The sequence below is a fragment of the Novosphingobium profundi genome (assembly GCF_018491765.1).
Classification (GTDB): Bacteria; Pseudomonadota; Alphaproteobacteria; order Sphingomonadales; family Sphingomonadaceae; genus Novosphingobium; species Novosphingobium profundi.
In genome coordinates this window covers 32756-59310 of the sequence record NZ_JABWCU010000018.1, presented here as the reverse complement: position 1 = coordinate 59310, position 26555 = coordinate 32756, and the positions used below count along the sequence as shown (strand labels likewise).

22 protein-coding genes and 1 pseudogene are annotated in these 26555 nt (G+C 66.0%); 12 read left to right on the top strand and 11 right to left on the bottom strand.

The annotated features are described in order from the left end of the window. Positions 1–226: 226 nt before the first annotated feature. The 5 genes and pseudogenes from HT136_RS19850 to HT136_RS26735 form a co-directional block, all read right to left on the bottom strand. Positions 227–2140, bottom strand: coding sequence for a ParB/RepB/Spo0J family partition protein (locus HT136_RS19850; RefSeq protein ID WP_214201589.1), 1914 nt, complete (start codon positions 2138–2140; stop codon positions 227–229). 125 nt (positions 2141–2265) lie between these two features. Then, positions 2266–2733, bottom strand: coding sequence for a DUF2958 domain-containing protein (locus tag HT136_RS19845; RefSeq protein ID WP_214201588.1), 468 nt, complete (start codon positions 2731–2733; stop codon positions 2266–2268). Next, positions 2730–3773: an ArdC family protein gene (locus tag HT136_RS19840; protein ID WP_214201587.1), complete on the bottom strand. Its 1044-nt coding sequence runs from the start codon at positions 3771–3773 to the stop codon at positions 2730–2732. The genes HT136_RS19845 and HT136_RS19840 overlap by 4 nt, the downstream gene beginning before the upstream one ends. Before the next feature lie 762 nt (positions 3774–4535). Further along, complete coding sequence (locus HT136_RS19835; RefSeq protein ID WP_214201586.1) at positions 4536–5153, bottom strand: DNA -binding domain-containing protein; 618 nt, start codon at positions 5151–5153, stop codon at positions 4536–4538. 22 nt (positions 5154–5175) lie between these two features. Next, positions 5176–5265: pseudogene (locus tag HT136_RS26735) on the bottom strand (hypothetical protein); the annotation flags it as partial. A gap of 285 nt (positions 5266–5550) precedes the next feature. Between HT136_RS26735 and HT136_RS19830 the strand changes: the two are divergent. From HT136_RS19830 to HT136_RS19805, 6 genes are all read left to right on the top strand, one after another. After that, a complete protein-coding gene (locus HT136_RS19830; RefSeq protein WP_214201585.1) occupies positions 5551–6330 on the top strand; it encodes a LuxR family transcriptional regulator in 780 nt (259 codons plus the stop codon). Between the two features lie 82 nt (positions 6331–6412). Beyond that, positions 6413–7030 (top strand): acyl-homoserine-lactone synthase, encoded by a 618-nt coding sequence (locus HT136_RS19825; protein ID WP_214201584.1) that lies wholly within the window; start codon positions 6413–6415, stop codon positions 7028–7030. 12 nt (positions 7031–7042) lie between these two features. After that, a complete protein-coding gene (locus tag HT136_RS19820) occupies positions 7043–7669 on the top strand; it encodes a GntR family transcriptional regulator (RefSeq protein ID WP_214201583.1) in 627 nt (208 codons plus the stop codon). A gap of 171 nt (positions 7670–7840) precedes the next feature. Next, positions 7841–7969 carry a benenodin family lasso peptide gene (locus HT136_RS19815; protein ID WP_214201581.1) on the top strand — a complete coding sequence of 43 codons (129 nt, stop codon included), beginning with the start codon at positions 7841–7843 and terminating at the stop codon, positions 7967–7969. 64 nt (positions 7970–8033) lie between these two features. Continuing rightward, positions 8034–8702, top strand: a complete 669-nt coding sequence (locus tag HT136_RS19810; protein ID WP_214201580.1) for a lasso peptide biosynthesis B2 protein — start codon at positions 8034–8036, stop codon at positions 8700–8702. Next, on the top strand, positions 8702–10450 hold the full coding sequence (locus HT136_RS19805; RefSeq protein ID WP_214201578.1) for an asparagine synthase-related protein: 1749 nt from the start codon (positions 8702–8704) through the stop codon (positions 10448–10450). Before HT136_RS19810 ends, HT136_RS19805 begins: the two co-directional genes overlap by 1 nt. Here the strand turns inward: HT136_RS19805 and HT136_RS19800 are convergent. The 4 genes from HT136_RS19800 to HT136_RS19785 all read right to left on the bottom strand — a co-directional run bounded on the left by HT136_RS19800 (position 10439) and on the right by HT136_RS19785 (position 16737). Then, positions 10439–12595 carry an Atxe2 family lasso peptide isopeptidase gene (locus HT136_RS19800; RefSeq protein WP_214201576.1) on the bottom strand — a complete coding sequence of 719 codons (2157 nt, stop codon included), beginning with the start codon at positions 12593–12595 and terminating at the stop codon, positions 10439–10441. The genes HT136_RS19805 and HT136_RS19800 overlap by 12 nt on opposite strands. Further along, the gene (locus tag HT136_RS19795; protein ID WP_214201574.1) at positions 12589–15168 is read right to left on the bottom strand and encodes a TonB-dependent receptor; all 2580 of its coding nucleotides are present in this window, start codon (positions 15166–15168) and stop codon (positions 12589–12591) included. The genes HT136_RS19800 and HT136_RS19795 overlap by 7 nt, the downstream gene beginning before the upstream one ends. A 95-nt stretch (positions 15169–15263) precedes the next feature. After that, entirely contained in the window at positions 15264–16214 is a 951-nt protein-coding gene (locus tag HT136_RS19790; RefSeq protein WP_214201572.1) for a FecR family protein, read from the bottom strand. Next, positions 16207–16737: an RNA polymerase sigma factor gene (locus HT136_RS19785; protein ID WP_246543958.1), complete on the bottom strand. Its 531-nt coding sequence runs from the start codon at positions 16735–16737 to the stop codon at positions 16207–16209. Before HT136_RS19785 ends, HT136_RS19790 begins: the two co-directional genes overlap by 8 nt. A 578-nt stretch (positions 16738–17315) precedes the next feature. On the opposite strand from HT136_RS19785, the gene HT136_RS19780 reads away from it, so the two are divergent. Both HT136_RS19780 and HT136_RS19775 read left to right on the top strand, forming a co-directional pair. Then, positions 17316–18596 carry a cation:proton antiporter gene (locus HT136_RS19780; protein ID WP_214201569.1) on the top strand — a complete coding sequence of 427 codons (1281 nt, stop codon included), beginning with the start codon at positions 17316–17318 and terminating at the stop codon, positions 18594–18596. Then, complete coding sequence (locus HT136_RS19775; protein WP_214201568.1) at positions 18593–19651, top strand: AI-2E family transporter; 1059 nt, start codon at positions 18593–18595, stop codon at positions 19649–19651. The genes HT136_RS19780 and HT136_RS19775 overlap by 4 nt, the downstream gene beginning before the upstream one ends. Positions 19652–19883: 232 nt before the next feature. Here the strand turns inward: HT136_RS19775 and HT136_RS19770 are convergent, their stop codons facing one another. After that, positions 19884–20090, bottom strand: coding sequence for a hypothetical protein (locus tag HT136_RS19770; protein ID WP_214201567.1), 207 nt, complete (start codon positions 20088–20090; stop codon positions 19884–19886). 266 nt (positions 20091–20356) lie between these two features. Here HT136_RS19770 and HT136_RS19765 point away from each other — a divergent pair, with 266 nt between their 5' ends. The 4 genes from HT136_RS19765 to HT136_RS19750 all read left to right on the top strand — a co-directional run bounded on the left by HT136_RS19765 (position 20357) and on the right by HT136_RS19750 (position 24363). Further along, a complete protein-coding gene (locus HT136_RS19765) occupies positions 20357–21091 on the top strand; it encodes a formylglycine-generating enzyme family protein (protein WP_246543956.1) in 735 nt (244 codons plus the stop codon). A gap of 107 nt (positions 21092–21198) precedes the next feature. Beyond that, positions 21199–23670 (top strand): NAD-dependent epimerase/dehydratase family protein, encoded by a 2472-nt coding sequence (locus HT136_RS19760; RefSeq protein WP_214201566.1) that lies wholly within the window; start codon positions 21199–21201, stop codon positions 23668–23670. 152 nt (positions 23671–23822) lie between these two features. After that, positions 23823–24116, top strand: coding sequence for a plasmid stabilization protein (locus HT136_RS19755; RefSeq protein ID WP_214201565.1), 294 nt, complete (start codon positions 23823–23825; stop codon positions 24114–24116). Positions 24117–24159: 43 nt separating this feature from the next. Further along, positions 24160–24363: a hypothetical protein gene (locus HT136_RS19750; RefSeq protein ID WP_214201564.1), complete on the top strand. Its 204-nt coding sequence runs from the start codon at positions 24160–24162 to the stop codon at positions 24361–24363. 44 nt (positions 24364–24407) lie between these two features. Here the strand turns inward: HT136_RS19750 and HT136_RS19745 are convergent, their stop codons facing one another. Next, entirely contained in the window at positions 24408–26489 is a 2082-nt protein-coding gene (locus HT136_RS19745; RefSeq protein ID WP_214201562.1) for a catalase, read from the bottom strand. Positions 26490–26555 lie beyond the last annotated feature (66 nt).

The following is a 26555-nucleotide window of genomic DNA, read 5'->3' as shown; positions in this document are numbered from 1 at the left end:
TTCTCGTAAGACAGGCCATGCCGGGCGGTACTTGCACGTGCAAGCCCGCGCGGACGCTTATCCGATGCCGCCGCACCGGCCAGTGGCTGGGGGGGCCTGTCGAAACGCACGCGGCCGCCATCACCCTTGCACCGTACCCCGGCGCGCCGTTCGAGGAGCGGCCCATCCGGCCGCTCCCCTTTCCTACCAGACGGCTCGCGTCAGCGACGGTCTGCCGAGGGCCTGCTCAGGGCGAAGGCGCGACCGCGCCACTCTCGCCCGGACGCCACCCACTGGTCTGCGCACGCGCATGGGCTTCGCAAGGCCCGACACCCCCGCGCGCGGTGTAGGCCGAGGGCGGAAAGGTCATCCAGCGCGGCACCCAGCCCTTGCGCACCGGGCGCGAACCGGTCCCGTTCAGGTGCCCGTACAAGTGATCGCCAAGGATCGTGCGCAAGGCCCTGCACGGCTCCCTGGCGTTGGCGCGGGCGGTCGCTTCGCCTGCGACCTCGCCGACCAGCGCGGTGAGCACCTCGCGGTCGCGCAGCGTGTCGAGAAACGCCGCGTCGCCCTGCCACCACGCCGCCATGTCGAGGCCCAAATGGCCGCCCAGCGCCTCGACGAACGGGCTTCCCGCCGCGAGGCTTTCGCCCATGGCAAGCGCCACGAGGTCGAGCACCGCCACATCGGGCAGGTCGAGAAGACGCACGAACAGCGCGACGAGGTCGAGGCCCTGCGCGCCGGTCAGCGGACGCCGCGCGTCGGGCCTATCATTCTCTTCGCCTTCGGCCTCAGCGTGCAGCCCCTCCCCGTCCGGACCGGCGCAATAGGGCCCCTCAGCGCCGGACGTGGCAGGCGCCAGAAGCGCGCGCAGCGCCTGTCGGCGCGCGGCGAAGACCGCCTCGCCCCGGCTCGCCGCGAGACTCTTGGCAATGGCCGGATTGCGGCAGGCCTGGGGCTCGGGTGAGACACGCCACAGGCTCGATCCGGCAAGGACATGGGCGACCATGGCGCGCAGCGCGACCTGCGGGGCGTCGAGCAAGGCGGCGCGAAGGGCCGCGTGGCGATGCAGGTCGAGATAGGAGCGCGTCGTCGCGGTGATCTCGGGACGCGCGGGACGCTCGAAGTCTGTGCCTTGCTCGCCGTCTGCTTTCCGGCGGGCCGCCTCACGGCGCGGCAGATAGCCCTCGTGGATCACGACCTCGCCATTGCCGCGCACGTCGATGCAGACGCGCCCGCCCTTGCGCTTGGGCGTCTTTTCGTGCTCCCACGACTGGAAATGCGCCTCGGGCCCAAGCACGCGCGCGTCGGCCCAGCCCGCCTCTATCGCGGCACAGCGGCGCGCTTCGATCGCGGCGTTCTGCAAGGTCCAGAAGGCCTCACCATCGGCGAAATAGGCGTCCTCGCCGAAGAGGTCGGTGACGAGCGCCAGCCCGCTTTGCGCGGCGTCGAAGAGGGCATGGCGCGCCGGGATCGAGGGGCCGCCGAGCACCCAGCCCTTGACCTGCCAGCCAAGCGGAGCGTTGGCATCGGGATCCTCGAAAAGGGCGATCCAGGCCTTCTGGCGCGCCTTGGTGGCAAGCGTGAGGTGCCGCATCGTCACCGCATCGATCTTCTCGGCCCGGTAGAGCTCGCGAATGCGCGGCAGGAGGTTGCCGAGCGCGAGCGCGCGGCGCACCGCCAGTTCGGGCAAGGCGAAGGTCGCTGCGATGTCCGCGATTTTGCGCCCTTCGCGCACGAGGCGGGTGAAGCATTCCCAGCGGGCCAGTTCGTCCGGATCGAGCCGCGCCACGTTCTCGATGAGCGAGGCTTCGACGGCGGCGGCATCGTCGACCTCGTCGAGCACCGCGCAGGGCAGTACGGGCGGCTCGCCCTGACCTGGAAGCTGGGGGCCTGTGTCCTTGCCCGCTTTCTTCGCGCCTTCGCGGGCGACCAGCGTGGCGGCGTGGAAACGGCGCGCGCCCGCGACAATCTCGAAGCGTTGAGGCCGCCCGTCGCCATCCATCTCCCCTTGCGGAACGGGGCGCACGAGGACCGGCTGGAGCACGCCGCGCGCCCTTACGCTGGGCAGGATGTCGGACACGTCGGGGGCCTTGCGCGCGTGGCGCATGTTGGCTTTGGAAACGCTGAGCTTGTCAAGTTCGATGAATTGCAGTTTCATGGGTCACAACACTCCTTTGGGTAGTGGGAGACCGGTCCTTCACGCGCAGTTTGTTTTGGGAAGGCGCGTGTCGGGCCGGTCTTTTCGCGGGGAGCGCACGGGCGATCCGCCCGCTCCCCGGGCTTTCATTCGCGCAGGCGCGAAAGTTGCAGATACCCCACCGGGCAGGCTCCCGCCGGGCTGGCCCCAGCAGGACTGGCGACGCCGCGCGCGAGGCCAAGCTCGCCAGCTAGGCGTTCGAGCAGTTTTTGGGCGCCATCGAGCGAGCGCGTCAGGCGCGCCGCCGCGCACCATGCCGACAGGCGATGCGGCGAGAAAAAGCGCAGGTCGCGCACCACGCGCGCGCCTACATCTGAGCCGAACGCAGACACATCGCTGAGCGAAAAATAGCCGGGTTCGGGAGAACCTGAACCGGTATCTGCAAGGCCATAGAGCCAGCACCCGTCCGCGCTCAGTTCGGTGCAGAGCCAGCGCGCGGGTCCACCGCGTTCGACGAGCCGGACCAGGGGGCGCGGATCGAAGCCGGGCCAGGCCCTGCTCTGGCGCGCGTTGGCCAGGAGCAGCGAGCGGGTCACGGGAGACAGCAGGCTCACGAGCCTTCCTCCCGGTCCGAGGAGGCAGCGCCCGATTTCGCGGCCTCGTGGCGGCTCAGCAGCCAGTCGGCGGCCTTCGAGGCAAGCGAGGCGGCGCGAAAGATCGCGCGGGAGTCCTCGCGCAGCACCTCGAGCCAGGCCCCGAGGTAGTCGGCGTGGCGCACGCTCGGGCGAATGCCGAGCGCGGCAAGCGTGAAGGCCGCGCCGAGTTCGGCGACGAGCTCCTCGCGCGCGTAGTCCTTCGAGCCGAAACGACCGGTGAGCGTACGGCCAAGGCGCGAGGCATGACCCGTTGCGTGGCAAAGTTCATGGCAGGCGGTCCGGTAGAAATTGACCGGATCGTGAAAGGCCGGATGCGGGGGAACCTGCACGAAATCGGCGCCGGGTGCGTAGAAGGCCTTGTCGCCGCCGATGCGAAAATCGACGCCCGAGGCGGCAATGAGCGCCTCGCCTTCGGGTTCGACCGCGCATTCGGGCAAGGGGGCTGCAGGCTCCAGCAAATGCGTGTCCAGCCCCTCGCACTGGGCGAGATTGAAGAGGGTGAAGCGCTTCAGGAAAGGAACGCTGCGCGCGTCCTCGCCGCTTTCGTTCGCGCGCGCCTTTTCCGCGCTCGGCGTGAAGCGGTCGGCGTAGACGACGCACGTGCCTTCCTCGCCCTTGCGCACATGGCCGCCGAGCGCGCGGGCCTGCCGGTAGGTGAGCCAGCCCTGCGTGGGCCAGCCGCGCGCGATGACCGCCCCCCACAGCAAGAGCACGTTGATACCCGAATAGGCGCGCTGGCTTACCGCGTTGCGCGGGAGCGAGGGGGCAAGCCCTGCCTCACCGGGCGAACGGGTCCAGGGCTGCACCCACGGGAAGCGCCCGGCCTCGAGTTCGCCCACGATCCGCGCGGTCACCTCCTCATAAAGCGAGGCGCGCCCTTCACCGCGACCGCGCTGCCCAACACACTGCTTACCGCGCGCGGGGCTCCTCGCCTTGCCCCCCGCATGCCCCTGCGAACCCGGCGCTTCCTCTCCTACCCTCGTGCTGCGATCGACCATGGAACACTCCTTCCTCCTGCCTTCGCCCCATGCCTCGCGGCGCAAGGCGCGAGGGTGAGCGGCAAGGATCCAGGTCGCGGGCCCGCCGGCACGCAGCGCCCTCACCCGCTGCCGGTCCGGCACGGGACGGCAAGGGCCGCAACGCATGTGAAGGAGCCGGGCCCAAGGGCCCGGCTTGACGGCGCTGCAGGCGGGCCCAGCCGGGAGCCCGTCCACCCGCGCCTTGCCGCCGCAGGCCCCCTCCCACAGCGCCGCGGGAATAGGCGGACCGGTACGGCCCGCCCCCGCGTCCGCATGGCCGGGCGACACGGCCAGGCGCCAGCGGCGCCCGGCCCCACGCGCCAGCGATCGTCGCCGCAAGGCCGGGACCCGTTTCCGGGGCCCGGGGCCAGGCGCTGCGCGCCGCCGGTCCAGAGCGCGATCGCGGACTGCAAGGCCGCGAGGCGCCCGAACTTCCGGCTTTTCGCATCGCGCTGCTGAAGCGCTGATCGAACCTAACCGTATCGGCAATCGGTCACGCGAAAACCGGCCGGCGAACGCCTACGCCGCGTGAGACCCTCGTAACCAGCGAGGACGAAGCCGCACGCGAGCAGACCATACTGCATATCCGTCGCGCTCCTGTGATTGGCCGCGCCGCGAGCGCTCGATAAGACGCGCCCCCCCCCCCCCTGATCTGATCTCCCCCCTGACTGGACAATGGGTCCCTACGCCTGCCGGCCAGGACGTTCATGGGCTTGGCCTGGTACCTTTGCCGCCACCCGATCAACGCCGGGCGCGCAGCAGCTCGCGATATCCACCCGCCGCCAGAGCCCGTGCCTCGAGCACGAGGCGACGCAGGCGCGAACGCTGCGCGTCACCGCCCTCGCCTTCGCGCCAGGCAAGATCGGGCCACAAGGCGCTGGCGATCTCGCGCTGACACGCGCCCGCCTCAAGGGCATCATGAACGCGCAAGGCCTCGATCCAGCGCGCGACGCGCGGATCGGGCGGGAACAGCGAGGGCGAAAACCGGGCGTGGACGCACAGCGCCAGGAGCCGGCGCAGGGTCAGAACCCGTGCCTTGGCCCCATGAATGCCGGCAAGGCGATAGGACAGTACGACTGCTCCCTCCTGCAGCGAACCGGTCACGACGTCGAGACGGATGCGCCGCCGCCCATCGGACAGGACGGCGTATTCGCGCCCGGTCGCATGCCGGGCGATCGTGAGGAACGGAGCGAGCCTCGCCGGATCGAACCGCTCGGGATCCTTGGCAGCCGTGGGCGCGGCGTCGACTTCGAGCGCAGCGGGATCGAGCGCGGCACGCCAGATGATCCGTGCCCGGGGGGCATCCCGGGCCGGGTCCTCGGCGAAAGTGCAGCCCCCAGTCGCGCGAAGCAAGGTCAAGACACGCATCCGCCTCGTCCAGGTCGCGCGTCGCGCGATCGCGGCCCGTCGCGCGTGAGGCACGCGCCTGCCAGGCGACATAACCGGCGTCGCGGCGCAGCCATTCCCACATGACCCCCGCCCGGTCGGTTTCGGCAAGGCGCGCATAGGCCGGCGTGTCGCGCCAGTCGGGAAGATAGGGCGCCCCGGCCAAGAGCGGTCAGGAAACGTTTGCAGGGGCAAGCGGCTGAACGCCGGGCGTCCGACATGTGACATCGCGTACGATATATGACACTATCGTGACATAATTGCCGGCACGGCCGCGTGAGAAACGGACGGGCAAGGCCAGAACTCGGGAAGGGGCGATCGGCGGGGCACCGGTGGCAAGAGGACCGGCCGACGTTCGCGACATCGCAGTTTGGACACGCAAGGACTGAAGGCCGTCGCGCCGCTGATCGCGGCGATCGAGGCCAGCGCCAGCATCGCGCAGCTGGGCGAAGCGCTCGCCCACGCCACGCGCGAGATGGGCTTCGACAGCTACGCGCTCACGCATCACGTCGACATGCGGCGCATGCGCTGGCAGGCGATCCGCCTCCACGATTATCCGCTCGACTGGGCCGACTACTACGATCGGCATGGCTTCGGCGTACGCGATCCGATCCACCGCGCGAGCCATCTGACGACCGTCGGTTTCGCCTGGCCTCGGCTCGGCGAGCTCCTGCCGCTGAGTGAGGAGGACGAGATCTTCCTCGAGCGCGCCCGCAGCGAGGGAATCGGGACCGGCTTCACGGTTCCCGCGCACATTCCCGGCGAGGCGCATGGTTCGGTCTCCTTCGTCAACGCCGTGGGCAAACCGCTGCCGCACGCGGCCTTGCCGCTCGCCCAGCTGGTAGGCACCTACGCGTTCGAGCAGGCCCGGCGGCTCTGGCGCCTGCGCGAGCCCCCACACCGGGCGGGCAATGATAACGCCGCCCGCACTGTGCCACGGCTTACGCCGCGCGAGCGCGAATGCCTCGTTCTCGTCGCCCGCGGCAAGAGCAACTGGGAGATTGGGCGGATCCTGGGGATCAGCGACCAGACCGCCGCGCTTCACGTGCGCAATGCCTGCCGGCGTTACCATGTGCACAAGCGCTCCTTCCTCGCGATACGCGCGCTGTTCGACGGTTCGCTGAGTTTCATCGAAATTCTGCGCCCCTGACCATACCGCAAAAGCGGTATGGTCAGGGGCGGCACCTCCCACGCATCCTTGGTTCTTCCACCAAGACCAGGGAGCTCTCACCATGTCCGCTCATGCACCAGTGCCAAGCCAGCCGGTTCCCGATGCGCTCTTGCGCGCGATGTTCGAAGCGCGAAAGTCGGTCTTCGTCGATCTGCTCAAATGGGACGTGCCGGTCCTCGAGGGGCGCTATGAGATCGACCAGTTCGACGATTCCCACGCCCGCTACGTCATTGTCGCCGACCGGCAGGGCAGGCACCTCGGCTCCGCGCGGCTCTTGGAGACCGAGCGGCCTCACCTTCTGTCGAGCTTTTATGCGCCGCTGTGCGAAGGACCCGTGCCGCAAGGCCCGGCGATCCGCGAGGTCACGCGCTTCTGCCTCGATCGGCGCCTGCGCGCCGCCGAGCGTCGCGTCGTGCGCAACGCGCTCGTCCATGGCCTGGTCGATCACGCCCTCCAGGAAGCGATAAGCGCCTTCACCGCGATCGCCGCGCTCGGTTGGTTTCAGCAAATCCTCGCCTTCGGGTGGACATGCCGCCCGCTCGGACTGCCAACGAAACTGGGCGGCGAGACGCTGGGCGCCTTGCGCATCGAGATCGGCCCTGAAACCCCTGCCCTTCTCGAGCGCGCGGGGATCGATCGCACCAGCCAATCCCCCGACCTCGTGCACTACGCGGCCTGATTCGAGGCGACCATGAACGCGGGCGCGACATCGGAACGTATCCACGAGACTATCCGCGAGCGGGTCCTGAGCGCGCAGCTGCATCCTGGCGACCGCCTCGATCCCGCCAGCCTCGCCGGGCCTCTGGCCTCGAGCACCACGCCGGTGCGCGAGGCGCTGTGCCGGCTCGTCGGCGAAGGTCTCGTCGAGACGCGCCCGGGCAGCGGTTTCCACCTGCCGCTGCTCGACGAGCCGGAGCTGCGCGATCGGATCGCCTGGTCGCGCTACCTCTCGCTCATCGCCCTTCGCGAAGCATCCCCTGAACACCTGCCCCAGATTGCGCGCGAGCCCGGCAGAAAAGCCGCCCCCGATCGCGCGGAATACTATGCTCACGCGATCGCGCGGCGCCTGGAGGGCCTCGCGCGCGCTTCGGGCAACTGCGAAATCGTGGACACAATGGCGCGAACGAACGCGCGCCTTCACGCCGTGCGCACCGGCGAGCCGGCCCTGTTCGAGGACACGGCCGAGGAACTTGCTCGCCTCGACGCCGCGCTGCGCGAGGCCGACACCCGGCGGCTCGCCCGCCTCCTCAACACCTGGCACCGGCGCCGCGAGCGCCACGCCGGACAACTCGTACGCCTGCGCTATCGGACACAATAACCGATGCAACGGCGCCTTTGACATTCCCTGTGACGTCGCTCGTCCAGCGCGCGCCAAAGGGCAGATTTAATATTCGCGATATCGAATCCGTATAAAGTTCGAATAACGCGTGCAACGCCATAGCCTTGATCCTGTCGCCAATTCCGGCGGCCATGAACGAGGAGCAAGACCATGGAACGCAGCGAACGCGAAACCCGCCCCATCGAACTCGGCACAGCCAGCGTCGAGACGAAGGGCATCCTTCCCGGCGACCAGGACGTCGCCCAGGGCAATCCCAACGCCGGCCTGACCGACGACTGACTCCCGATCGTGGTGCGCAGCCTCCAGGGCTGCGCACCACACGCTGGAAACGGGAGCAAGCGCAATGTCTTCAAGCGAGGATCGCCCCCATCTCCATTTCTGCCGGGTTGGCGAGCGGCACGTCTTTCTCGATGTGGAACGCGATCGCTACTTCGGACTTCCCGACCCGCTCGATGTCGCCTTTCGCAAGCTTGTCGAGGGCGACAGGTGCGAGGCGCACGAGGCCCGCGCCCTTGTCGCCGCAAGCCTCGCTTCGCGCGATGATCGCGGCACGCTGATGTGCGCAGCCCGCCAACTGACTTACGACTGGCCTACATCCGAGGTCGGCAGGACATCTGGCGCAGGCAGGGCAACGCTCGGCTCGGTTTCACGGGCGCTTTGCGGCCGCCTGGTCTGGCAGCATCGCACGCGCAGCAGGGCGCTCCTCGAAAATCTTCAAAGCCTCGCGCAAGCACGGGCGCGCCTGAACAATACCGGAGCCGCGCCCGACATTCTCCCCTCCGTTGCCCGCGCGTGGTGCGCAAGCGAGGTCATTCATTCGGCCCAGGGGCGCTGCCTTCCCAACGCCATGGCTCTCATGAGCGCGCTCACGCGCGCCGGTGTCGTCTCCCGGCTCGTCTTCGCCGTACGGCTTGCCCCGTTCAGCGCCCATTGCTGGATCGACCAGGAGCGGCACCTGGTCTGCGAGGAGATCGAACACGCCCGTAGCTACACTCCGATACTGGTATGGTAATGGGAGACTACCTGCTCGCGCTTTCGGCCGGAGGCCAAGCGCCTTCTCATCTCGTTCGCCTTGAAACCCTGGCCCGTGATCGAGGCCTGCGCATCAGGTCAGCGACGCCCAATCTTTTTCTCGCCGGCGCGTCGGACCTGGGTATCTTCACCGCGGACGAGGGGCACATCCTGGTTCTGGGCGACATCTACCGCAGCAACGGCGCCGTGCGCCTTCGCCAGCAGGACATCGGCGAGAAGGATCGGCAAGCACTCCTGGACATGCGCCGCCTGCACAGAAACTTCTGGGGAAATTTCATCGCCATCAGCCCCGGCGCAGACAGGCGCGATGCCATCCTCAGCCGCGCGCCGTTCGGGCGCCTTCCCTGCTATTTCGTCGCGATCGAGGGGACCTTGTTCGCGTCGAACTGCACGAACTTGCTGACAGGCGCCGGGCTCACCGCCAGCGTGCACGCGCCTGCCCTGGTGACACGTCTGGCGTTCCGCGGTCTTCCCTTGCGCGACACCTGCCTGGAAGGCGTGCGTGCTCTGAGAGGAGGCGCGGCCCTTTCCTTCGGTCCTGACGGATATCAGGAAGACGTGTCCTGGTCCGCCTGGGACCATGCAGGACGACAGGACCGTCATTCTTCTCCGCTCGAAGCCAGTGCGCACCTTCGCCGTGTCATCATCGAGACTACGCGCGCCATTCGCGACGATGCGCGCGCGCCTCTGCTCATGCTGTCCGGCGGTCTCGATTCCTCGGTTCTGGCTGCCAGTCTATCCAGCCTGGGGAGCGGACTGCGCGCCCTCAACCTTGTGCGCCGTGATGCAAGCGGCGATGAACGTCGCTATGCTCGAAGCGTGGCCGAATCACTGGGCATTCCCCTGTACGAGGCGGAATGGTCGCTCGATGACATCGACGTCACGCACAGCGCCAGCCACGCGGCGCCAAGTCCGGCCAGCCGAACGTTCATGCAAGCTACGAGCACCTGCCTGGCCCGGACCGCGCGGGAACACGGCTGCGATCTGACGCTCGACGGCGGAGGCGGCGACAACGTCTTTTGCGCGATGAATTCGGTGGCGCCGGTCTGCGATGCCGTGCTCAAGGGTCATTCCCTTGAAGCGGCCCTCGACGTGGCCGGCACGATTGCGGCCAATGCCCGGGAAAGCATCGTCAAGGTGCTCTGGCTTGCCACGCGCCGCGCCCTGCGCCGCTCTCCCGCCTATCGCTGGTCGAGGGACCTGACATTCCTGAATCCCGAAGTACAGGCAATGTTGCCGGCCGACGTCCCCCATCCCTGGCTAAGACCGCCCGCCTCGGTATCGCCCGGGTTCGCAGCCCAGGTCGCGGTCCTCGCGGTCGCGCAGGGCTGGGCCGAGGAAGGCGACCTCGTAAGCCCGGTGCGCCATGCGTCACCACTGGCCAGCCTCCCGGTCGTGCGTGCCTGCCTCGACGTTCCCATCTGGTGGTGGTTCAAAGGCCGCCGCAGTCGCATTCTCGCACGCGAAGCCTTCAAGGACCGCCTTCCACCGGACGTCTACACGCGCCAATCCAAAGGTTCGCCCGATGGTTTCGTCGCGGAGGTGTACCTTGCCAACCGCGCCGCGCTGCGCGAGATGCTGCTCGATGGCCACTTGCGACGTCTCGGCCTGCTCGATCCCGACGCTATCGAAACGGCGACCCGGTCAAATCAACCGGTACGCGGCGTTGTCCACGAGAGGATCCTCTTTCTCGCGCAAGCGGAGGCCTGGCTTGGCTCATGGTCCTGATCTGGATTCAGCGGGCTTCCAGCCGGCGGCCAAGGCGTTCCAGTGGGCGTACGTGCCCGCTTTCTCCTCAACTTCGTTCGGATCCGGGGCGGTCTTCCCCTGAAGCCAGAACGCGAACCAGTCGATGTTGCGCTGATAGGCCGCGAGTTTCTGCGCCGGTTGCCACTTGTGATGAAACGAGTCGGGAAAGACGTACATGTCGACAGGTTTGCCTTGTTCCCGCAGCGCCGCGTAGACGTCGACACCGCCGAGATATTCACGGTCGGCCAGTTGCATGAGCAAGGGCGTATCGATCCGCGCCGCGTTCGCGACCAGCGAACCGTGTTTCCAAAACGCGTCGTCCCGCGCGGTGAGCGGCGCATAGCCCTGTCCCTGCTTGAGGCGGGCGAAGGCCGGGCCATAACCTGCATTGACCGCCCATGGCTCCATGCAACAGGTGCTGATCGATGCAGCCGCGAACCTGCGGCTGTTGATCATGGCGAACGCCGCGCTCGTCGAACCGTCGCTCAAGCCCGTGATACCGACCTTGCTGGGATCGGCGACACCCATTTCGACGACACGGTCGATCCCCCGTTCGATCGCCGATTCGACCGCGCGCCGCCAGACCCAGGTCCGTGTCCCGGCCGCGCCGACTTGCTCCCGACTGTCGAGATCCGGATCGCTGGCCGATGCGCGCTCGGGCGCATTGTAGCTCAGAACAGCGAAACCGGCCCCCGCAAACGGATGAATAGGGTACTCGTCTCCCATCCCGCCGCGCAGAAATCCGTTGCTGGTATAAGTCGTCACGATGAGGGGAACGCGTGTTCCAGGTTCGTAGCCTGGCGGGAGGACAAGATCGCCGCGCACCTGAGCGCCCGCATCGTTGCTCCACTGCAAGTGCCGAACCGCGCCAAGCCGGAATGACGCCCATTCGGGATTGGGATCGTACAACAGTTCTGATTTCCCGGAATGGACATCGAAACGAACCAGACGTTGGGGCTGCGTGGAAGTTTCGCGCAGACAGACAAGGCCAGCCTTTGCGAGCACGCAATTGCTGATCAGGTCATGGGTCAGGACAAGACGCTCGGGCTCGCCTTGTCCCGGCGCCCAGCGATAAAGGCCACTCAATCCATGGGCCCAACCTTCCCGGCGTAGAAAGACAAGGGTCTTGGCGTCCGGTTTCCACCACATGTCGACGATACGCCCCTCGCACCGCAGGGAACGGCATGCGATCTGCGTTCCGTTGGGCAAGCTCACTGTGATCACGAGCGGACTTAGCGGGTTACTCGTCGAATGACTAGCCCGAGCGACGCGGCCATCGTACCCCTGCGCCACGGGCAAGGGAGGGAACTTGCCCAACTCATCGTCGGGCAACCGCTCCGCCTCGGCCTCACGGGCCGGACGCCGGGCTCCCGATTCCAGATCGACACTATAGCTCGTCCACCCGATCGAAGCATCGGGCATCGGCCGATCGGACATGATCGGAACGAAGCGGTCATCGTAGTGGAAGCCGGAACGTCCTTCGCGCGCAAATGCCGCGCGTTCCGCGATCTGCCCCGTGCGGCTGGCATAGATGAGCGCCTCGCCATCCGCCGACCAGCTCACCGCTTCGACATCGACCGCTTCGTGGGTGACAGCCCGCGCATCGCCGGTCGCGACATCGGCGAGCCACACTTGTGTAGTCCCGTCATCGCGGCGCAGCCAGGCGATCGACCGGCCATCAGGAGACCAGCGCGGGATCGTGAGCGAGGGATATCCAACGCCCCATATGCGGCCCCTGAACGAATTGACCGTGAGAATAATGCTCCCACCCGAGTTCAGGAGACGTGGCGGCCCCGGGCGATCCAGATCCAGAACGGCAAGGCCGGTACAGTAGCGATTGGCCTCGGGATCGGCGCGCTGAATCACGAAAGCGAGGTGCCGGCGGTCCGGCGACAGGGCGAGCGCAGGGTGGAACGTGAACATGGCTTCCGGCTCGCCGATCTGGCGCAGCCGCAACAGGTCGACCGGGCGAACGGTCCGAGACGCCCCTTTTAGCCTCGCCACGATGGTCGGATCGACCACAAGATCGGTGCAAGGCGCCTCGGCGCAGGCCGGCACAGCCGCGAGCGCCCACGCAAGGCTCAGCGCAACCACCGCGCGCCTGCGGACGACCGGGCTTACCATGTACGACGAACTTCGAATGCCACGAAGCGCCCAACGGGTGAGTAATTCGTGGAATCGTAAGGCGTGTCGTAGAACAACGTCGTCGAGATTTTTCCGGGCATGGCGTCGAAGAGATTGGTGATGGTAAGGCCCAGCTGCGTCCCGTTCAGCGCCCCATCGGGCTCTGAGAACGCGTAGCGAGCACCAATATCGAACGTCGTCATACCGCGCACTTTGGCCATCGGCTCGGAGCGTGTGTCGCGCACGCCGCCCTGGTAATTGACCGCCGCCGACAGGCGCAGCCCCGCTTTCTCCCAGCCGGCGCGAGCCTGTCCGCGCCAATGCGGCGGATTGTAGAGGTGCCCGGCCAATGTCTCGACACTTTGGCCCTCGGCTATCTGCTGCGAGCTTTCCAGGTAACTTGCGTTGAGGGCCGCCGTCAGGCGACCGGCGGCGAACTCGCCTTCGTAGGTCGCCTGGACGTCGAGCCCCTTAACGTCCTGCCGTCCCGCGTTGACGTTCCGGTTATCGATGAGAACCGCGACATTGGCGGGATCATATGGATTGGATGTTGCGTTGACGAAGGTATCGGCTCCCGCAAGGACGTCCTCGAGTAGGCTGGCATCGGGCGAATAGGTCAGTTGTGAGGCGTAGGCCGAGTTCGTCAGCGCCTGCGCCGTCAGCGTGATCGGCGTGACCACGCGGTTCGTGTAGTGCGTTGCGAAATAGCTCAGCTCCAGCCCGAAACCTGGAAGCGCTTGCGGACGGATATCGACACCGGCTGACCAGCTCTCGGCGCGTTCGGGCTTGAGATCCGCATTGCCCCCCGAGACGAGCAGTGCCGTGGCGTCCGGCGCATAGCCCTCACCGCCGAAGCGGGATATCGGATAGAGGTTCGCGGCCTGGACTCCGTACAGATCGTAAAAGCTCGGCGCGCGAAACGAACGTCCCCATGATGCCTTAAGCGCGATCCCTTCGAGAGGGGTGTAGATCGCCCCGAGCTTCGGCGTTGTTACCCCCCCGATCCCTTCGTAATGCTCGTGGCGCAGCGCGGCGCTTGCCGTCAGCGCGCGAACAAAGTGGATACCCATGTCGTTGGAAACGAGCGGCAGACTCAACTCTCCGTAGACATACTGACTGTCCTGGGTGGGACGAACGTTCTGATAATTTCCCGCGCCCCGGAAAATCTCGAAGCCGTTGCTGCGAAAGCCAGCTCCGGCGGCCAGGCCCACCGCGCCAGCCGGAAGCGAAACGAGGTCGCCGGTGGCCGAGAGTTCGCCTCCGGTCGAGCGATTCGCGTAGCGCAACCCGTCGGACAGCGACAGAACGTCATCATAGTAGTACTCGGCCAGCATATCGTTGCGGCCTCGCCCAAGGGTCATCGATGCCGAGAGCCGCCAGTCGTGCAAGGTGTAGTGGAGCGCGCCCGAGACGGCGAAGGAATAGGAATTGTAGCTGCGTTCGGTGCGGCTGACGTCGAGATCCGCCTGCGCGTTCAGAGGATAGAAGAACGATCCCTTGCGCCGATTGTAGAGACCATCGACTTCGAGCGTCAGATCGCGGGCCAGGTCCTGGTGAAAATGCCCCGCGAGAGCGTGGCGATGGCTGGCTGGAAGGAGCGTGAGATTGGGCTGGAAGGATGTCGAATCGCGCTGGTTCGACACGACATCCGTGTTGCGATTGTATTCGTAGGTCGCGAAGAACCCGCCGCTTTGCCAACGGTGTCCGCCCAACAGGCCGTAGCGTTGCTGGAAATCCCCGCCCTGCGTGGCTCCGCCCAGCCGCGCCTGCGCTTCGAGACCATCGTAGTCCTCGCGCAGGATCACGTTCACGACGCCGCCCACGGCATCCGAGCCGTAAATCGCCGATGCGCCATCCGCCACGATTTCAAGCCGCTCCACCGCCGCCATGGGGATTGCTGAAATATCGACGCCCTGCAGCGCGGAATCGTAAGGAAGGCGCCGTCCATTCACCAGGGTGAGAGTCGCATCGCTCCCCAGCCCGCGCAGATTGACCGTCGAGCCACCGCCCGCATTCGCCCCAGCCGACTGGGGAACACTGATACCGATGCCGGGGTTCTGTCCGCCTCCAAAACTCTGCGGCAGATCGCGAACGACTTCGCCCAGGTCAGCACGTCCCCCATCGCGCAGCGCATCGGCATCGAGCCGTATCACTTGCGAGGAGATAAGAGCCCCGCGAATGCGCGAGCCGGTCACGGTGATGGCATCGCCGTTGGCATTGGGCGCGTCGCCCCCAGCATCCGCGCGGCGCACCGCGTAACCACCCTGGACCGCATAGGCGACCAGCCCGGAGCCCGCCAGCAGCCGGTCGAGCGCCTGTTTCAGTGAATAGGAGCCGCGTAAGGCGGGAGCGCGCTTTGCAGCCACGCTCCCGCCATCGGCCAGGACGACCTGTCCCGACAGCGCCGCCAGTGCCCGTAGTGAATCGCCCAGGCGCTGCTCTGGAAGATCCATGGTAAGTTGCGCAGTTTGCTGCGCGTTTGCGACCGAAGGGCTGCTCAATGCCGCGATCGCGCCCAGAAGCGCGAGTTCGCGAGCAATGCCTGTACTTACGCCGGTGAAAGACGTCCTCATGATGATCGTTCCCCCCATTCGCCGGCTTTTCCGGCAGGTTCCCCCGGGGAGACGACGGGGTGTGAATTCACCCCCTGAATATTTTCACGAAAACATCATCGCGTGCGCAAGACCACCCTGTCCGTGCGGCTTTGGTCGATCTCAAGATCGTATATGCGCGCCACAGTTCGCGCAAAGGCCTCAGGATCCGAGCGTCGAAACGCCCCGGTGACCGGACGCGAGGCCAGCGCCGGATCAGCTAAGAGGAGAGGCCTTCGGGCGTAACGGTTGATGATCGCGACCGCCTCGCCCAAGGGCATGTTCTCGACCGCCAGCATGCCACTCACCCAATTCGCGTCGTCCGCGCCCGGGGCGAGCACTTTCGCGTCCAGGTCGCTTCTTTGCCCCATGGCAAGTTCGACGACCCGGTCCCCGGCGGCCACGCGGATCGGCACACGCGGGGCGAGGACATGGCCCATGCCTGCCTCGAAACTGACGTCGAACGGCGAACCGTCCACCCGCAGCGACCTCGCTCCGGCCCGCACGCGTACATGTCCTTCTGCAGTCTCAACCCGTATACGACCGCGTGCGAGATCGAGTTCCACGTCGCCACCTTCTTGCGAAACCGCGACACGCGAATTGCTGTCGAGCACGAGAACCAGCCCACCTTTCGTTTTGAAGCGCCGGATTTCGCCGATGCGTGTGCTGTAACTCGCCGCGTGCGCCACGCTCACCACGCCCAGGTCCCGGCCTGGGATTCCCACGACCGCCAGCGTCAGGCCAAGGCAACCGACCAGGCCGGCCGCGCCTAGCGCCAGATGCGTCGAGCGGCGCATGTAGACGGGCGCACGGACCAACCGGCGATCGCGCCCGATGGCGGTATGGCCTATCTCTCCTGGCACATCCCAAACGCCGTGAACTTCCTCGTACGCCTGTCGGTGGCGCGGATCACGCGCCAGCCAGGCCGCTAGCTTCGCGTCATAGTCGGCCTCACCCTTGCCCGCGCGCGCCACCCAGCGCGCGGCGGCCGCGTGAATGGCTGCCGGGATGTGCGCCCGGTCATTCATGGCCGCGCAGGTCCCGGGCCAGAATTTTGAGCGCCTTGCTCATCTGTTTCTCGACGCCTTTCACACTCAATCCGGTTTCACTCGCGATTTCGGTGTAACTATAGCCATCGACCCGGCTTGCCAAAAAGATCTGGCGCGTGAGCGGCTTGAGCTTTTCCAGAGCCCTCTCGATGCGGCGCAGCCGGTCGCGCGCTTCGAGCCTGGCCAGTTGATCGCCGTCGGCCAGCTCCACCTCGTCGAGCGAATGATGGTCGTGCTCGCTGCGCCGCTCTGCACGGCGCTGACGATCGCGCACCAGATTCCTCACCGCCTGCCCGAGATAGGCGCGCGGCAAGCGCACCGCGCGCACGTCCCGCTCGGCGAGCCGCACGAAAGCATGTTGCACGATATCTTCGGCGTCCTGGCGCGCGCCTCGCGCGCTGGCAAGCGAAAGCAACCAGGAACGCTCGTGCCGGTACGTATCCTCGAGCAACGCGTCGTCGCCCGCCGCGCGTTCGGAGGGCACGTGGTCTTCGGGCGGCAAGGGGTTCGCCTCGTCGAGTGGTGCACGGGCCGTCCCGAAAGGCCGGCTCACGCCGCACCACTCCCGTCGATGAACGGATATTTCGCAATCATCAGTCGGTCCCCGACTGCGAGGCGAACCGGCGAAAAGCCGGGTGGTGAGACACGCAAGAGTCGTGCACCGACGCCTTTAGCCGAGATGGCCTGGACATTCGCGTCGGCAACCCGGCCGCATCAGGAAGCGGGCTGTAAGGATCTCAAGCGAGGTTCTCACGCCTCGGCATCGAATTTAGATGCAAATTCAAATCTACAGAAGGAACCCGTAGGTGCAAGACCCATCTGCGATGGTCCATCTGCATGGGACTCACCGGACCGAACGCGCCCCGCTCGCGGGGGCATTGCGCGCACGACACCCAAAGTTTGGCAACACCCGTCGCGCATCAAGCCTGCCTCACATACCCGGACCTCGCACGCGCGAATGTATGATCCGGGTCAACAAACGGTGGCCTGGAGTAACCTTCGGGCGACCTTTTCCATCCGTCACGGCTTGGGCTTGTGTGTGCACGCAAGAGGAGGAAGCACGGTCGGCGGAGCGACGGTATGGCGAATGACATCGTGCTTCTTTGCGCAGGAGTAATGATCCTGCTGGTAGGCTGGCTCCCGCTGGCCCTTCGCCGCTTGCCGATGACTCTGCCCCTGGCCTGCATGGCCGGGGGCGTAGCGGGCGGAGCGATGATCGACGCCGGGCCGGATTACGTCGCGCTCGTTCGCACCGAAGGCTTTTGCGTGCTTGCCCAAGTCGCGCTTGTCCTCGCCCTGCTCGGAGCTGGCCTGAGAATCGATCGACCGTTCGGCTTGCGTCGCTGGAATTCGGTCTGGCGGCTGATTGGCGTAGGCATGCCGCTGATGGCCATTTTGATCATCGCGGTGGGCCGGATGGCCGGAATACCTCTTGCCGGCTGCGTGCTCATTGCCGGCATCCTCACCCCGACGGACCCGGTACTGGCATCGGCCGTTTCCGTGGGGCCGCCCGGCTCGGGAGCAGAGGGAGAAGTGCGCTTCGCCCTAGCCGGCGAGGCTGGCCTGAATGACGGGTTGGCCTTCCCTATCGTCCTGACCGCTCTGGCTCTCCTGCAGGACCAGCCACTTTCGGTCGGATGGTTCGCCGAGAAATTCCTGGTCGATGTCATACTGTCCGTAGCCTCGGGTTGGCTGATCGGACGGCTGCTGGGCTGGCTGTTGTTCCGTTTGCCTCGCGTTCCTCTTTCCGATGCTGCGAACGGTCTGGTCGCGATCGGCAGCGCCTTTAGCGCCTATGCCATCGCCGAACTGATCGGGGCCTATGGCTTCATTGCGGTCTTCGTTACCGCTCTGACGTTGCGCGCGACATGCCCCGAAGCGGCCTTCCACCGGGCCATGAACGCGTTTGCCGAGCAGATCGAGCGGCTCGCCGCCATGAGTGTGCTGCTGATGTTCGGTGCCGGCGTCGCAAGGGGCCTGCTCGCCCCCCTGTCCTGGCCGCAAATCGCTTTTGTCGCAGCCGTGGTCTTCGTTGCCCGGCCGCTGGCCGTGCTCGTGGCGATGATCGCGTCGCCGCTGCCCCTTGCGGGGCGGCTAGTCCTGGCCTTTTTTGGCGTCCGGGGTCTGGCGACGCTGTTCTACCTGGCCGCGAATGCGAATGCCCTTCTGATCTTGGCCCGTCCGCTGATGGCCATGACCGGACTGGCCGTCGCAATGTCGATCGTGGTGCACGGGATCGCGGCTCCGCCGGTCATGGCCTGGCTTGATCGGCGACGCCTCCGCGCGCGCGACGCCCAGGCCCATCCGCATCTGGACGACCTCGTCGGCGAAACGTTCACCATCAAGGAACGCGCATCGTGACCGATCGGCGAGGGCATCGTGCGTTCGTCGAACGCCTGCTCATCATCATCGCCTTTGCCATAATCCTATCGATGGCGTGGACCGTGCGCGCGCTGCTCGCGGTTCTCATGGGCGCCATCGTGCTTGCCGTGCTCTTGCGTACGGTTTCGCGGCCCCTGCGCAAACATGCCGGCCTTGGTTCAAAAGCATCGACCTGGCTGGCGATCATCCTGATCGCGACGACGATGGGCGCCCTGGCATGGCTTTTCGGCATGGAGACCGGTGACCAGGTTGCCCACATCGGCACGGCCCTACCCGAGGCATGGCGCGAACTGCGCGTGCGTTTGCTCGACTGGCCGATGGGCAGCCCCGTCCTTGACGCGATCGAAAGCAGTTTGAACGCTGCCGCGCTCCCGCGCCGCGTCATCGGCCTGGTGGGGAATATCTTCACCACCTGCGTGCTCATGGTGTTCGGCGGCGTTTTCATCGGACTTGAGCCGGATCTCTATGTGCGCGGCCTTCTTGCGCTGGTGCCCCGGTCCCAACGCGCGCTTGCAACTCAGGCGCTCGACGAGAGCGGCCAGGCCTTGCGCAAATGGCTGGAGGGGCAGCTGCTATCGATGGCCGTGGTCGCGATACTCACAGGCCTGGGGCTTTGGCTCGCGGGCGTTCCCTTCGCCCTCGCGCTCGGGCTGATCGCCGGCCTGACCGAGGGCATACCATACCTCGGGCCCATCATTGGTGCGATCCCCGGCGTACTGCTCGCGCTCGTGGCCGGGCCGGACAAGGCACTTTGGGCCCTGGCGATCTATGCCGCCGTCCAGCAGATCGAGGGAAACACGCTTGTCCCGCTTATCCAGCGGCGCATGGTCGCCCTTCCGCCAGCCTTGACGCTCTTTTCGATCGTTGCCGCCGGACTGCTGCTCGGCCCGATCGGGCTGGTTCTGGCAGCGCCGATGACCGTCGTCGCCTATACCTTGGTACGCCGCCTCTACGTCCGTGAAGTGCTCGCCCACGATCCGTCACCGACACCGCCAGCGCCAGCGCCGAAAGCGGCGCGCGAGAGAACCTCCTAGCGCGCTGCGCCGACTGCGACCGGACATGGTTCCTGCCGCTTTCCAAAAAAAAGGGCCGCCTCCACACGGGAGGCGGCCAACTGCAAGGCTTGTGGCAGCGATTGAAATTCACGGAAACCAAGCGGCTCCACACACCACACACGGAGGAACACGCGCGCCGTCCATGCGGTTTCGAATGCTGATCGATGTTATACCGATGCCCGGCGCGCGAACCCAGCGCCCATCTGGTACCCTAACCCCGCACCGTGTCGGCGGGCGCGACGGTGCTCTGCGCAGTGGACTCGACCGGCACGCGGTTTTGCCACACCAGCGTGAGCAGTACGGCCAGCGCCGAGAGGATGACGACAGCCACGATCATGGGCCGAAATGCCTTGGGCGTGCCACCATGATGCGGCGTGAAGCTGTCCTTGTGATTCCTGTCATGACCATCTGTATCCATGGGGCGCTCCTTGCGTTGATTGGGTCGCTCTACCCAGCCAAGATCCAGAACAGTGCATCGGTTGCCGCCCGACAGCCCGATGGGCCGGGAACCTGATCTAAATCAGTGAAACGAACCCTTGGTGGGACCGCCCAGCGCGCACTCCCGACGATACTGATCGGGATCAATATTGCCGGTCTTGAGGAACGGACAAAATCAAACTGGAGGCCCATACCCGACCAGCGCCAGCGGCAGGACCGGATCCGCACATTTGCGGGGGTCACGGCTTGGGTCTGGCGAAGACCCTAATCGCGATCGCGGCGGCGAAGGGCGGCATGCGGATCGCATCCGCGCTGCTCGGCTCGGAACCATCGCGAAAACAGGCCTTTGCCCAGACAGGGAGGAGAACCCTCCCCAGTCCTCCCCGTGCGCAGAAGGCAGAACCATTCATGACCTCCAACGACCCGCAGTTCGAAGCACGCAGCCAGGCTTCGGGCCATCCTGAGCGTCATGCCGTGACATGTTCAGAAACCGTCAGGGCCACGAGCATCGCCCTGGCGCGTGGCCTCAACGAAGCCGACGCCACGGCGCAATCGATGCCCGATGCCTCCCCGGTTCAATGGCCCCTCGCGCACACCACCTGGTTCTTCGCGGCTTTCGTGCTGCGCGAAGCCCTGGCCGGCTACCAGTTGTTCGACGAACGCTGGCCTTTTTTCTTCAACAGCTATTACGAAGCACAAGGTCCGCGCCTGACCCGCTCCAACCCGGGCCTGCTCACCCGACCTACACTTGATGCGATCCTGGCCAACCGTGCGCACATCGACACCACGGTGGCAACCGTGTGGGAATCTGCACAAACGCCACGCGGACCGGCTCGAGTTGGGTCTCCAGCACGAACCGCAGCATCAAGAATCGCTCCTCACCGATCTAAAGCACTTGTTCTTCTCCCATCCAGTGGGCCCCACCCGTACCGGCAGGCTATCGCCTCATGCACGGGCCAATCGTCCGATCACCTAGCGTGAGTGGCGCTAGTTCATGGCTGATCGCCGCTACGCCAACGCAGGATTATGGCTGTCGGACGGCTGGGACCGGATCAACCATGCGGCACGCGTCCGAGGAGCCAAAACCCATGAACCGTGAGATCGAAAAGCCTGTCGTCGTCGTCACCGGCGCCTCGGGCAACCTGGGCCGATCGCTTAGCCAGGCCCTGGCCCAACGGTACACCGTCGTGGGGCTCGACAAAGTCGCCCAGACGGGTCCTGTGCCGGTATTGGAAATCGATCTCACCGCCTCACGATCGGTCGACGCCGCGCTTGCTGACCTGCGCCGCACGTATGGTAGCAAGATCGCCGCAGTCATTCACCTGATCGGCTATTTCGACTTCTCGGGCGATCCGGACCCGCTCTACGATGCCATCAACGTCGAGGGAACGCGGCGGCTTCTGGCCGGTCTGGCCGACTTCGCGATCGAGCGTTTCATCTATGCCAGCACGATGCTCGTCCATGCCCCGACACGGCCAGGCGAGCGAATCGACGAGACCGCACCGCTCGGACCACGCTGGGTCTACCCGCAATCAAAACTCGCCGCAGAAACGGTCATTCGCAACCACGCCTCGATGCCGGTCGCGATCCTGCGGCTTGCCGGGGTCTACGACAGCGCACAGGCCGTTCCCACGCTCGCCCACCAGATCGCGCGCATCTACGAACGCAGGCTGGACTCGCACCTCTATTCCGGCACCCGTTCGGCGGGCCAGGCCATGCTTCACCGCGAGGACATGCTCGACGCGATCACGCGCGCCGTCGCGCGCCGCACCGACTTGCCCGGGCAGACAACGCTTCTCATTGGAGAGCCGGAAGCGGTCGCGTATCAGCGTCTTCAGGACATCCTGGGCCGTTGCCTGCACGGCGAGGCGGGCTGGGAGACCGTGCGGATACCCAAGCCTCTCGCCCGGTTCGGCGCCACGATCCAGGACCGGCTCGAACCGGTCATCCCCGATGCCATCGACAAGGGCGCCGCCCCATTCATCCGTCCATTCATGGTGGAGATGGCCGACGATAGTTACGCGCTCGACATCTCGCGCGCGCAAGACCTGCTCGATTGGCGCCCCACGCACCGCCTCGAGGATGAACTTCCCGCAATGATCGCCAATCTGACCGCGGATCCGGCCGCGTGGTACGATCGCAACGGCATCGACCGGCCCGAATGGCTTGCGCGCCCGATGAGCGAGGACACGCCGGCTGTACTGTCACCGCAGGCCGTCGAACGGCACACGCACGCGCAGCGACACCAGTGGCGCTGGACCCACTTCGTCAACGCCCTGCTCGGCGTGCTGCTGCTGTCCCAGCCGCCCGCGATAGGCCTGTCCGACACGGCACACGTCGTCAGCGAGGGAGTACTAGGCGCGGGTCTTTGCGCCGCAAGCCTCTGGGCCCTAGGCTCCAAACGCCCCTGGGCCCGCCTCCTGGCAGGAGGGCTTGGCCTGATTATCATGGCCCTGCCGATGCTCTTCGTAACCCCGAACGCAGCCGATTATACCGCCGACACGCTGATCGGAGCCCTGGCCTTCGCTCTCGCGCTGGGGCCGCCGCCCGAGATTGGCCCCTCACCGGCCGCGCGCGGCCCATTACCTCAGGTTCCGCCTGGGTGGAGCTTCAATCCCTCGTCCTGGGTTCAGCGTTTGCCGGTCATCGTTCTGGCCCTCTTCGGATTTCTGATCTCGCGCACTCTCGCGGCCTATCAGATGGGCCATACTGCGCATGTCTGGGACCCGTTCTTCGCCGGATCCGCCGCCGATCCGCGCAACGGGACCGAAGAAATCATCACCTCGTGGGTCTCACGTGCTTGGCCCGTGCCCGACGCCGCGCTGGGCGCCTACACTTATCTGCTCGAAATTCTAACGGGCATCGTTGGCTCGCGGGCGCGCTGGCGCACGATGCCTTGGCTGGTGATCCTGTTCGGGCTCATGATCGTCCCCCTTGGCCTGGTATCGATCACGTTCATCATCATCCAACCGATCGTCCTGGGCACCTGGAGCACGCTGGCGCTCGCCGGGGCCGCCGCGATGCTTCTGCAGATCCCCTATTCGCTCGACGAACTGGTCGCCAGCCTCGCCTTCATCCGGCGTCGCATGAAGCGGGGAGACAATGCGCTGACGGTCCTTCTGTTCGGAGGGCCCGACGAAGGGGCGATCGCCACAAGGCCTGCTCACGAATTCGAACGGCCCGCGCGTCATGTCCTGCACGCGATGTGGAGCGGGGCTGTCAATCTGCCCTGGACTCTGTCGCTAGCCGGAGTGATCGGCGTCTCGCTCATGTTCACTCGCCTGACGCTCGGAGCCACGGGCTCGATGGCCAATGTCGATCATGTCCTGGGCGCGCTGGTCCTCACGGTCCTGTCGGTAGCGGCGGCCGAAGTGACCCGGCTTGCGCGCGTTGCCCTCGTCCCCATCGGCATCGCCGTAATGGTCAGCCCCTGGCTGTGCGCCGGGGGCGGCATCCACGGCGCGGTAAGCCTCGGTTGCGGCGGTGCCCTGATCGCCCTGAGCCTCGCGCGTGGGCGCATTACCGAGCGCTACGGGGCGTTCGAGCGGTTCATCCGCTAAGCGCGCCCCTGCCCCCCCAATCGGGCCTTGTGAAGTTGATTTCGATCGATTTCGACCGCCTTGCCTGCCGCCCCGGGGAACCCTCCAGGCCAGGGCGCGCTAGTTTGAGAACGGATACCCAGCCAACCGTAGACAACAAGAGGAGCGTCCCCATGCCGCGCGGCGACAAGAGCAGCTATACCGACAAGCAAAAACGCAAGGCCCGGCACATCGAAAAAGGCTACGAGGAGCGCGGCGTCTCGCATCACGAGGCCCAGCGCCGGGCCTGGGCGACAGTCAACAAGGAATCGGGCGGGGGCAACAAGTCCGGTTCGGGGCGCGGTCACGAAGACACGCACGAGGCCTCGGCCAAAGGCGGCCGGGCGCACAAGTCCGGCTCGCGGGAACAACGCTCCGCCGCCGCCCGGAAAGGGTGGGAAACACGGCGGCGCAACCAGGCACGCTGACCGGCGCAACAGGCGCCTCGCGCAGGGGCAGGAGGGACTATCGGTGGACAAGGGTTCAGGTGGCCTGAAGAACAGGATCGTAGGCAAGGCAAAGCGCCTGATCGGAGAAATGTCGGCGCGGCCCGACCTCGTGATCAAAGGCGAAAAGCAGCAGACCCACGGAATTCGGCAAGGCAAAGCGCTTCGCGGTGCCGATTCATCGGCACCGGAACGGACGGAGCCGCCCGCGTCGCGCGGCGACGGTTGATCGCAACGCCGCCCCGGTCCGTCCGTGCCCTCCTGTGCCCTCCTTTAGGCCCGCGTTACCGCCTCGCGATCCCAATGGCGTAGACCGGCACAGCGCGTCATGAACGTGTCGACACCACCTTCGGCAGCAAGATCAACGCAGCCATCGTCCATCCACTTCGCGATGGCCGCGCATTCGAGAATGGGCAGTACCTGCGGCACATAGCCGATGAACTTGGCGTGGGCGAAGGCATCCGAGGCGAAGTCGAGACTGGGCTTGTCCGCGTTGAAGCGTTGCCCGGCCTCCTTCCCCATGACGATCGCCACGCAATCGTAGAGCACCGAGGGCGCGCCATCGATCTTCTGATCCGCTTCTACCAGCGACCCGTCCGAAAGCCAGGCGCCGGCGATGTGCGGCGCGATGATCTCGACCATGCCCCCGGCCTTCTTCACCGCCGCGAGCAAGGCCTGCACGACGCGCGCATCGGCGCCGTCGGCCAGATAGAGACCAAGCTTGCGGCTGGCGAATTTCCCGGGACCGTTGGCCTGGATGGACAGCGCCGGACTCGGCGGCAAGTCCGCGATCGGTGCGCGAGCGGGGGCAACAGGTTCGGGCATTTGAGCCAGTCCCAGACCGGCGGCAAGCGCACCGGCGAAATCCTCGTCGATGTTGCGAACATGGCCCACCATGCGCTGGCGAATGTCCATCCGGCCCACTTTGGAAAGTTCGAAGGTCAGGGCATCGACCATGTGTCTCTGCTCGACAGCGGTTTGCGAAATATAGAACTGGCGCGCCTGGCTATAATGGTCGGCGAAGGTTTCGCTGCGCTCTCTCTGCTTGACACCTTGCACGACGACCTCATGCGAAACGAAGCCGCGCATGGGGCAGGCTCTGGGACCGCGCTCCTCACCGGTCCCCTCGCCCCAAGAATTGGGCTCGTAATTGGCCCTTCCCGTGGGGTTGTGCATGGCCATGTGGCCATCCTGCTGGAAATGGCGGACCGGGCAGCGCGGCGCGTTAACGGGAATATGCGTGAAGTTTGGCCCCCCGAGACGCTTTAGCTGGGTGTCCAGGTACGAAAAATTGCGCCCCTGCAACAACGGATCTTCGGTGAAATCGATGCCCGGCACGACGTTTTGCGTGCAGAAGGCCACCTGTTCGGTTTCCGCGAAGAAATTGTCCACGTTGGCATCGAGCGTCATTGTGCCGATGCGCCGCACCGGCACGAGTTCCTCGGGGATGATCTTGGTGGCATCGAGCACGTCGAAGTCGAAGCGCTCGGCGAAGTCGTCGTCGAACACCTGAACGCCCAGGTCCCATTGCGGAAAGTCGCCGGCTTCGATCGCCGCCCACATGTCACGCCGGTGGTAATCCGGGTCGGCCCCGTTGATCTTGACCGCCTCGTTCCATAGCACCGACTGGAGACCCTGGCGCGGCTTCCAGTGGAACTTGACGAAATGCGCCTGCCCCTTGTCGTTGACGAAACGAAAGGTATGCACTCCGAAGCCTTCCATGAAACGGAACGAGCGCGGGATGGCGCGGTCCGACATGATCCACATCACCATATGCATCGCCTCGGGCGACAGCGAGATGAAATCCCAGAAATTGTCGTGCGCGGTCTGCGCTTGCGGAAAGCCCCTGTCGGGAGCCGACTTGGCGGCGTGGATCAGGTCGGGAAACTTCATCGCGTCCTGGATGAAGAAGACCGGAATGTTGTTGCCCACGATATCCCAGTTGCCCTCTTCGGTGTAGAACTTGACCGCGAAGCCGCGCACGTCGCGCGCGAGATCGGGCGAGCCCTTGTTGCCGGCAACCGTCGAAAAGCGCACGAACACGGGGGTCTTCTTGCCCTTTTCGCCGCTCAGCGGCGCGGCACGGGTCAGATCGGGAATGGGATCGGTCAGTTCGAAGGTCCCATGGACGCCATAGCCGCGCGCGTGCACGACGCGCTCGGGTATGCGCTCGTGATCGAAATGAAAGATCTTCTCGCGCGCCACCTGGTCTTCCAGCAAGGAGGGGCCGCGCGCACCGGCCTTGAGCCAGTTCTGGTCGTCGCTGACGGGTGCCCCCTGGGCGGTCGTCATGACCGCATCGCCTTCGGGCTTCTGGTGGTTTGCCCCACCCTTGGATAGATCAAGTCGTTGCATCGCGGATGTTACCCTTGCCGGAGTTGCGGCGACCGATCCCCGGTCTGCCGATGCAACAGCAAGGCG

Bases quoted from the DNA above. Each gene is read 5' to 3' on its own strand.
- HT136_RS19850 (WP_214201589.1), bottom strand. From the start codon at position 2,140: ATGAAACTGCAATTCATCGAACTTGACAAGCTCAGCGTTTCCAAAGCC.
- HT136_RS19840 (WP_214201587.1), bottom strand. From the start codon at position 3,773: ATGGTCGATCGCAGCACGAGGGTAGGAGAGGAAGCGCCGGGTTCGCAG.
- HT136_RS19825 (WP_214201584.1), top strand. From the start codon at position 6,413: ATGTCCGCTCATGCACCAGTGCCAAGCCAGCCGGTTCCCGATGCGCTC.
- HT136_RS19820 (WP_214201583.1), top strand. From the start codon at position 7,043: ATGAACGCGGGCGCGACATCGGAACGTATCCACGAGACTATCCGCGAG.
- HT136_RS19815 (WP_214201581.1), top strand. From the start codon at position 7,841: ATGGAACGCAGCGAACGCGAAACCCGCCCCATCGAACTCGGCACAGCC.
- HT136_RS19810 (WP_214201580.1), top strand. From the start codon at position 8,034: ATGTCTTCAAGCGAGGATCGCCCCCATCTCCATTTCTGCCGGGTTGGC.
- HT136_RS19805 (WP_214201578.1), top strand. From the start codon at position 8,702: ATGGGAGACTACCTGCTCGCGCTTTCGGCCGGAGGCCAAGCGCCTTCT.
- HT136_RS19800 (WP_214201576.1), bottom strand. From the start codon at position 12,595: ATGGTAAGCCCGGTCGTCCGCAGGCGCGCGGTGGTTGCGCTGAGCCTT.
- HT136_RS19795 (WP_214201574.1), bottom strand. From the start codon at position 15,168: ATGAGGACGTCTTTCACCGGCGTAAGTACAGGCATTGCTCGCGAACTC.
- HT136_RS19790 (WP_214201572.1), bottom strand. From the start codon at position 16,214: ATGAATGACCGGGCGCACATCCCGGCAGCCATTCACGCGGCCGCCGCG.
- HT136_RS19780 (WP_214201569.1), top strand. From the start codon at position 17,316: ATGGCGAATGACATCGTGCTTCTTTGCGCAGGAGTAATGATCCTGCTG.
- HT136_RS19770 (WP_214201567.1), bottom strand. From the start codon at position 20,090: ATGGATACAGATGGTCATGACAGGAATCACAAGGACAGCTTCACGCCG.
- HT136_RS19760 (WP_214201566.1), top strand. From the start codon at position 21,199: ATGAACCGTGAGATCGAAAAGCCTGTCGTCGTCGTCACCGGCGCCTCG.
- HT136_RS19755 (WP_214201565.1), top strand. From the start codon at position 23,823: ATGCCGCGCGGCGACAAGAGCAGCTATACCGACAAGCAAAAACGCAAG.
- HT136_RS19745 (WP_214201562.1), bottom strand. From the start codon at position 26,489: ATGCAACGACTTGATCTATCCAAGGGTGGGGCAAACCACCAGAAGCCC.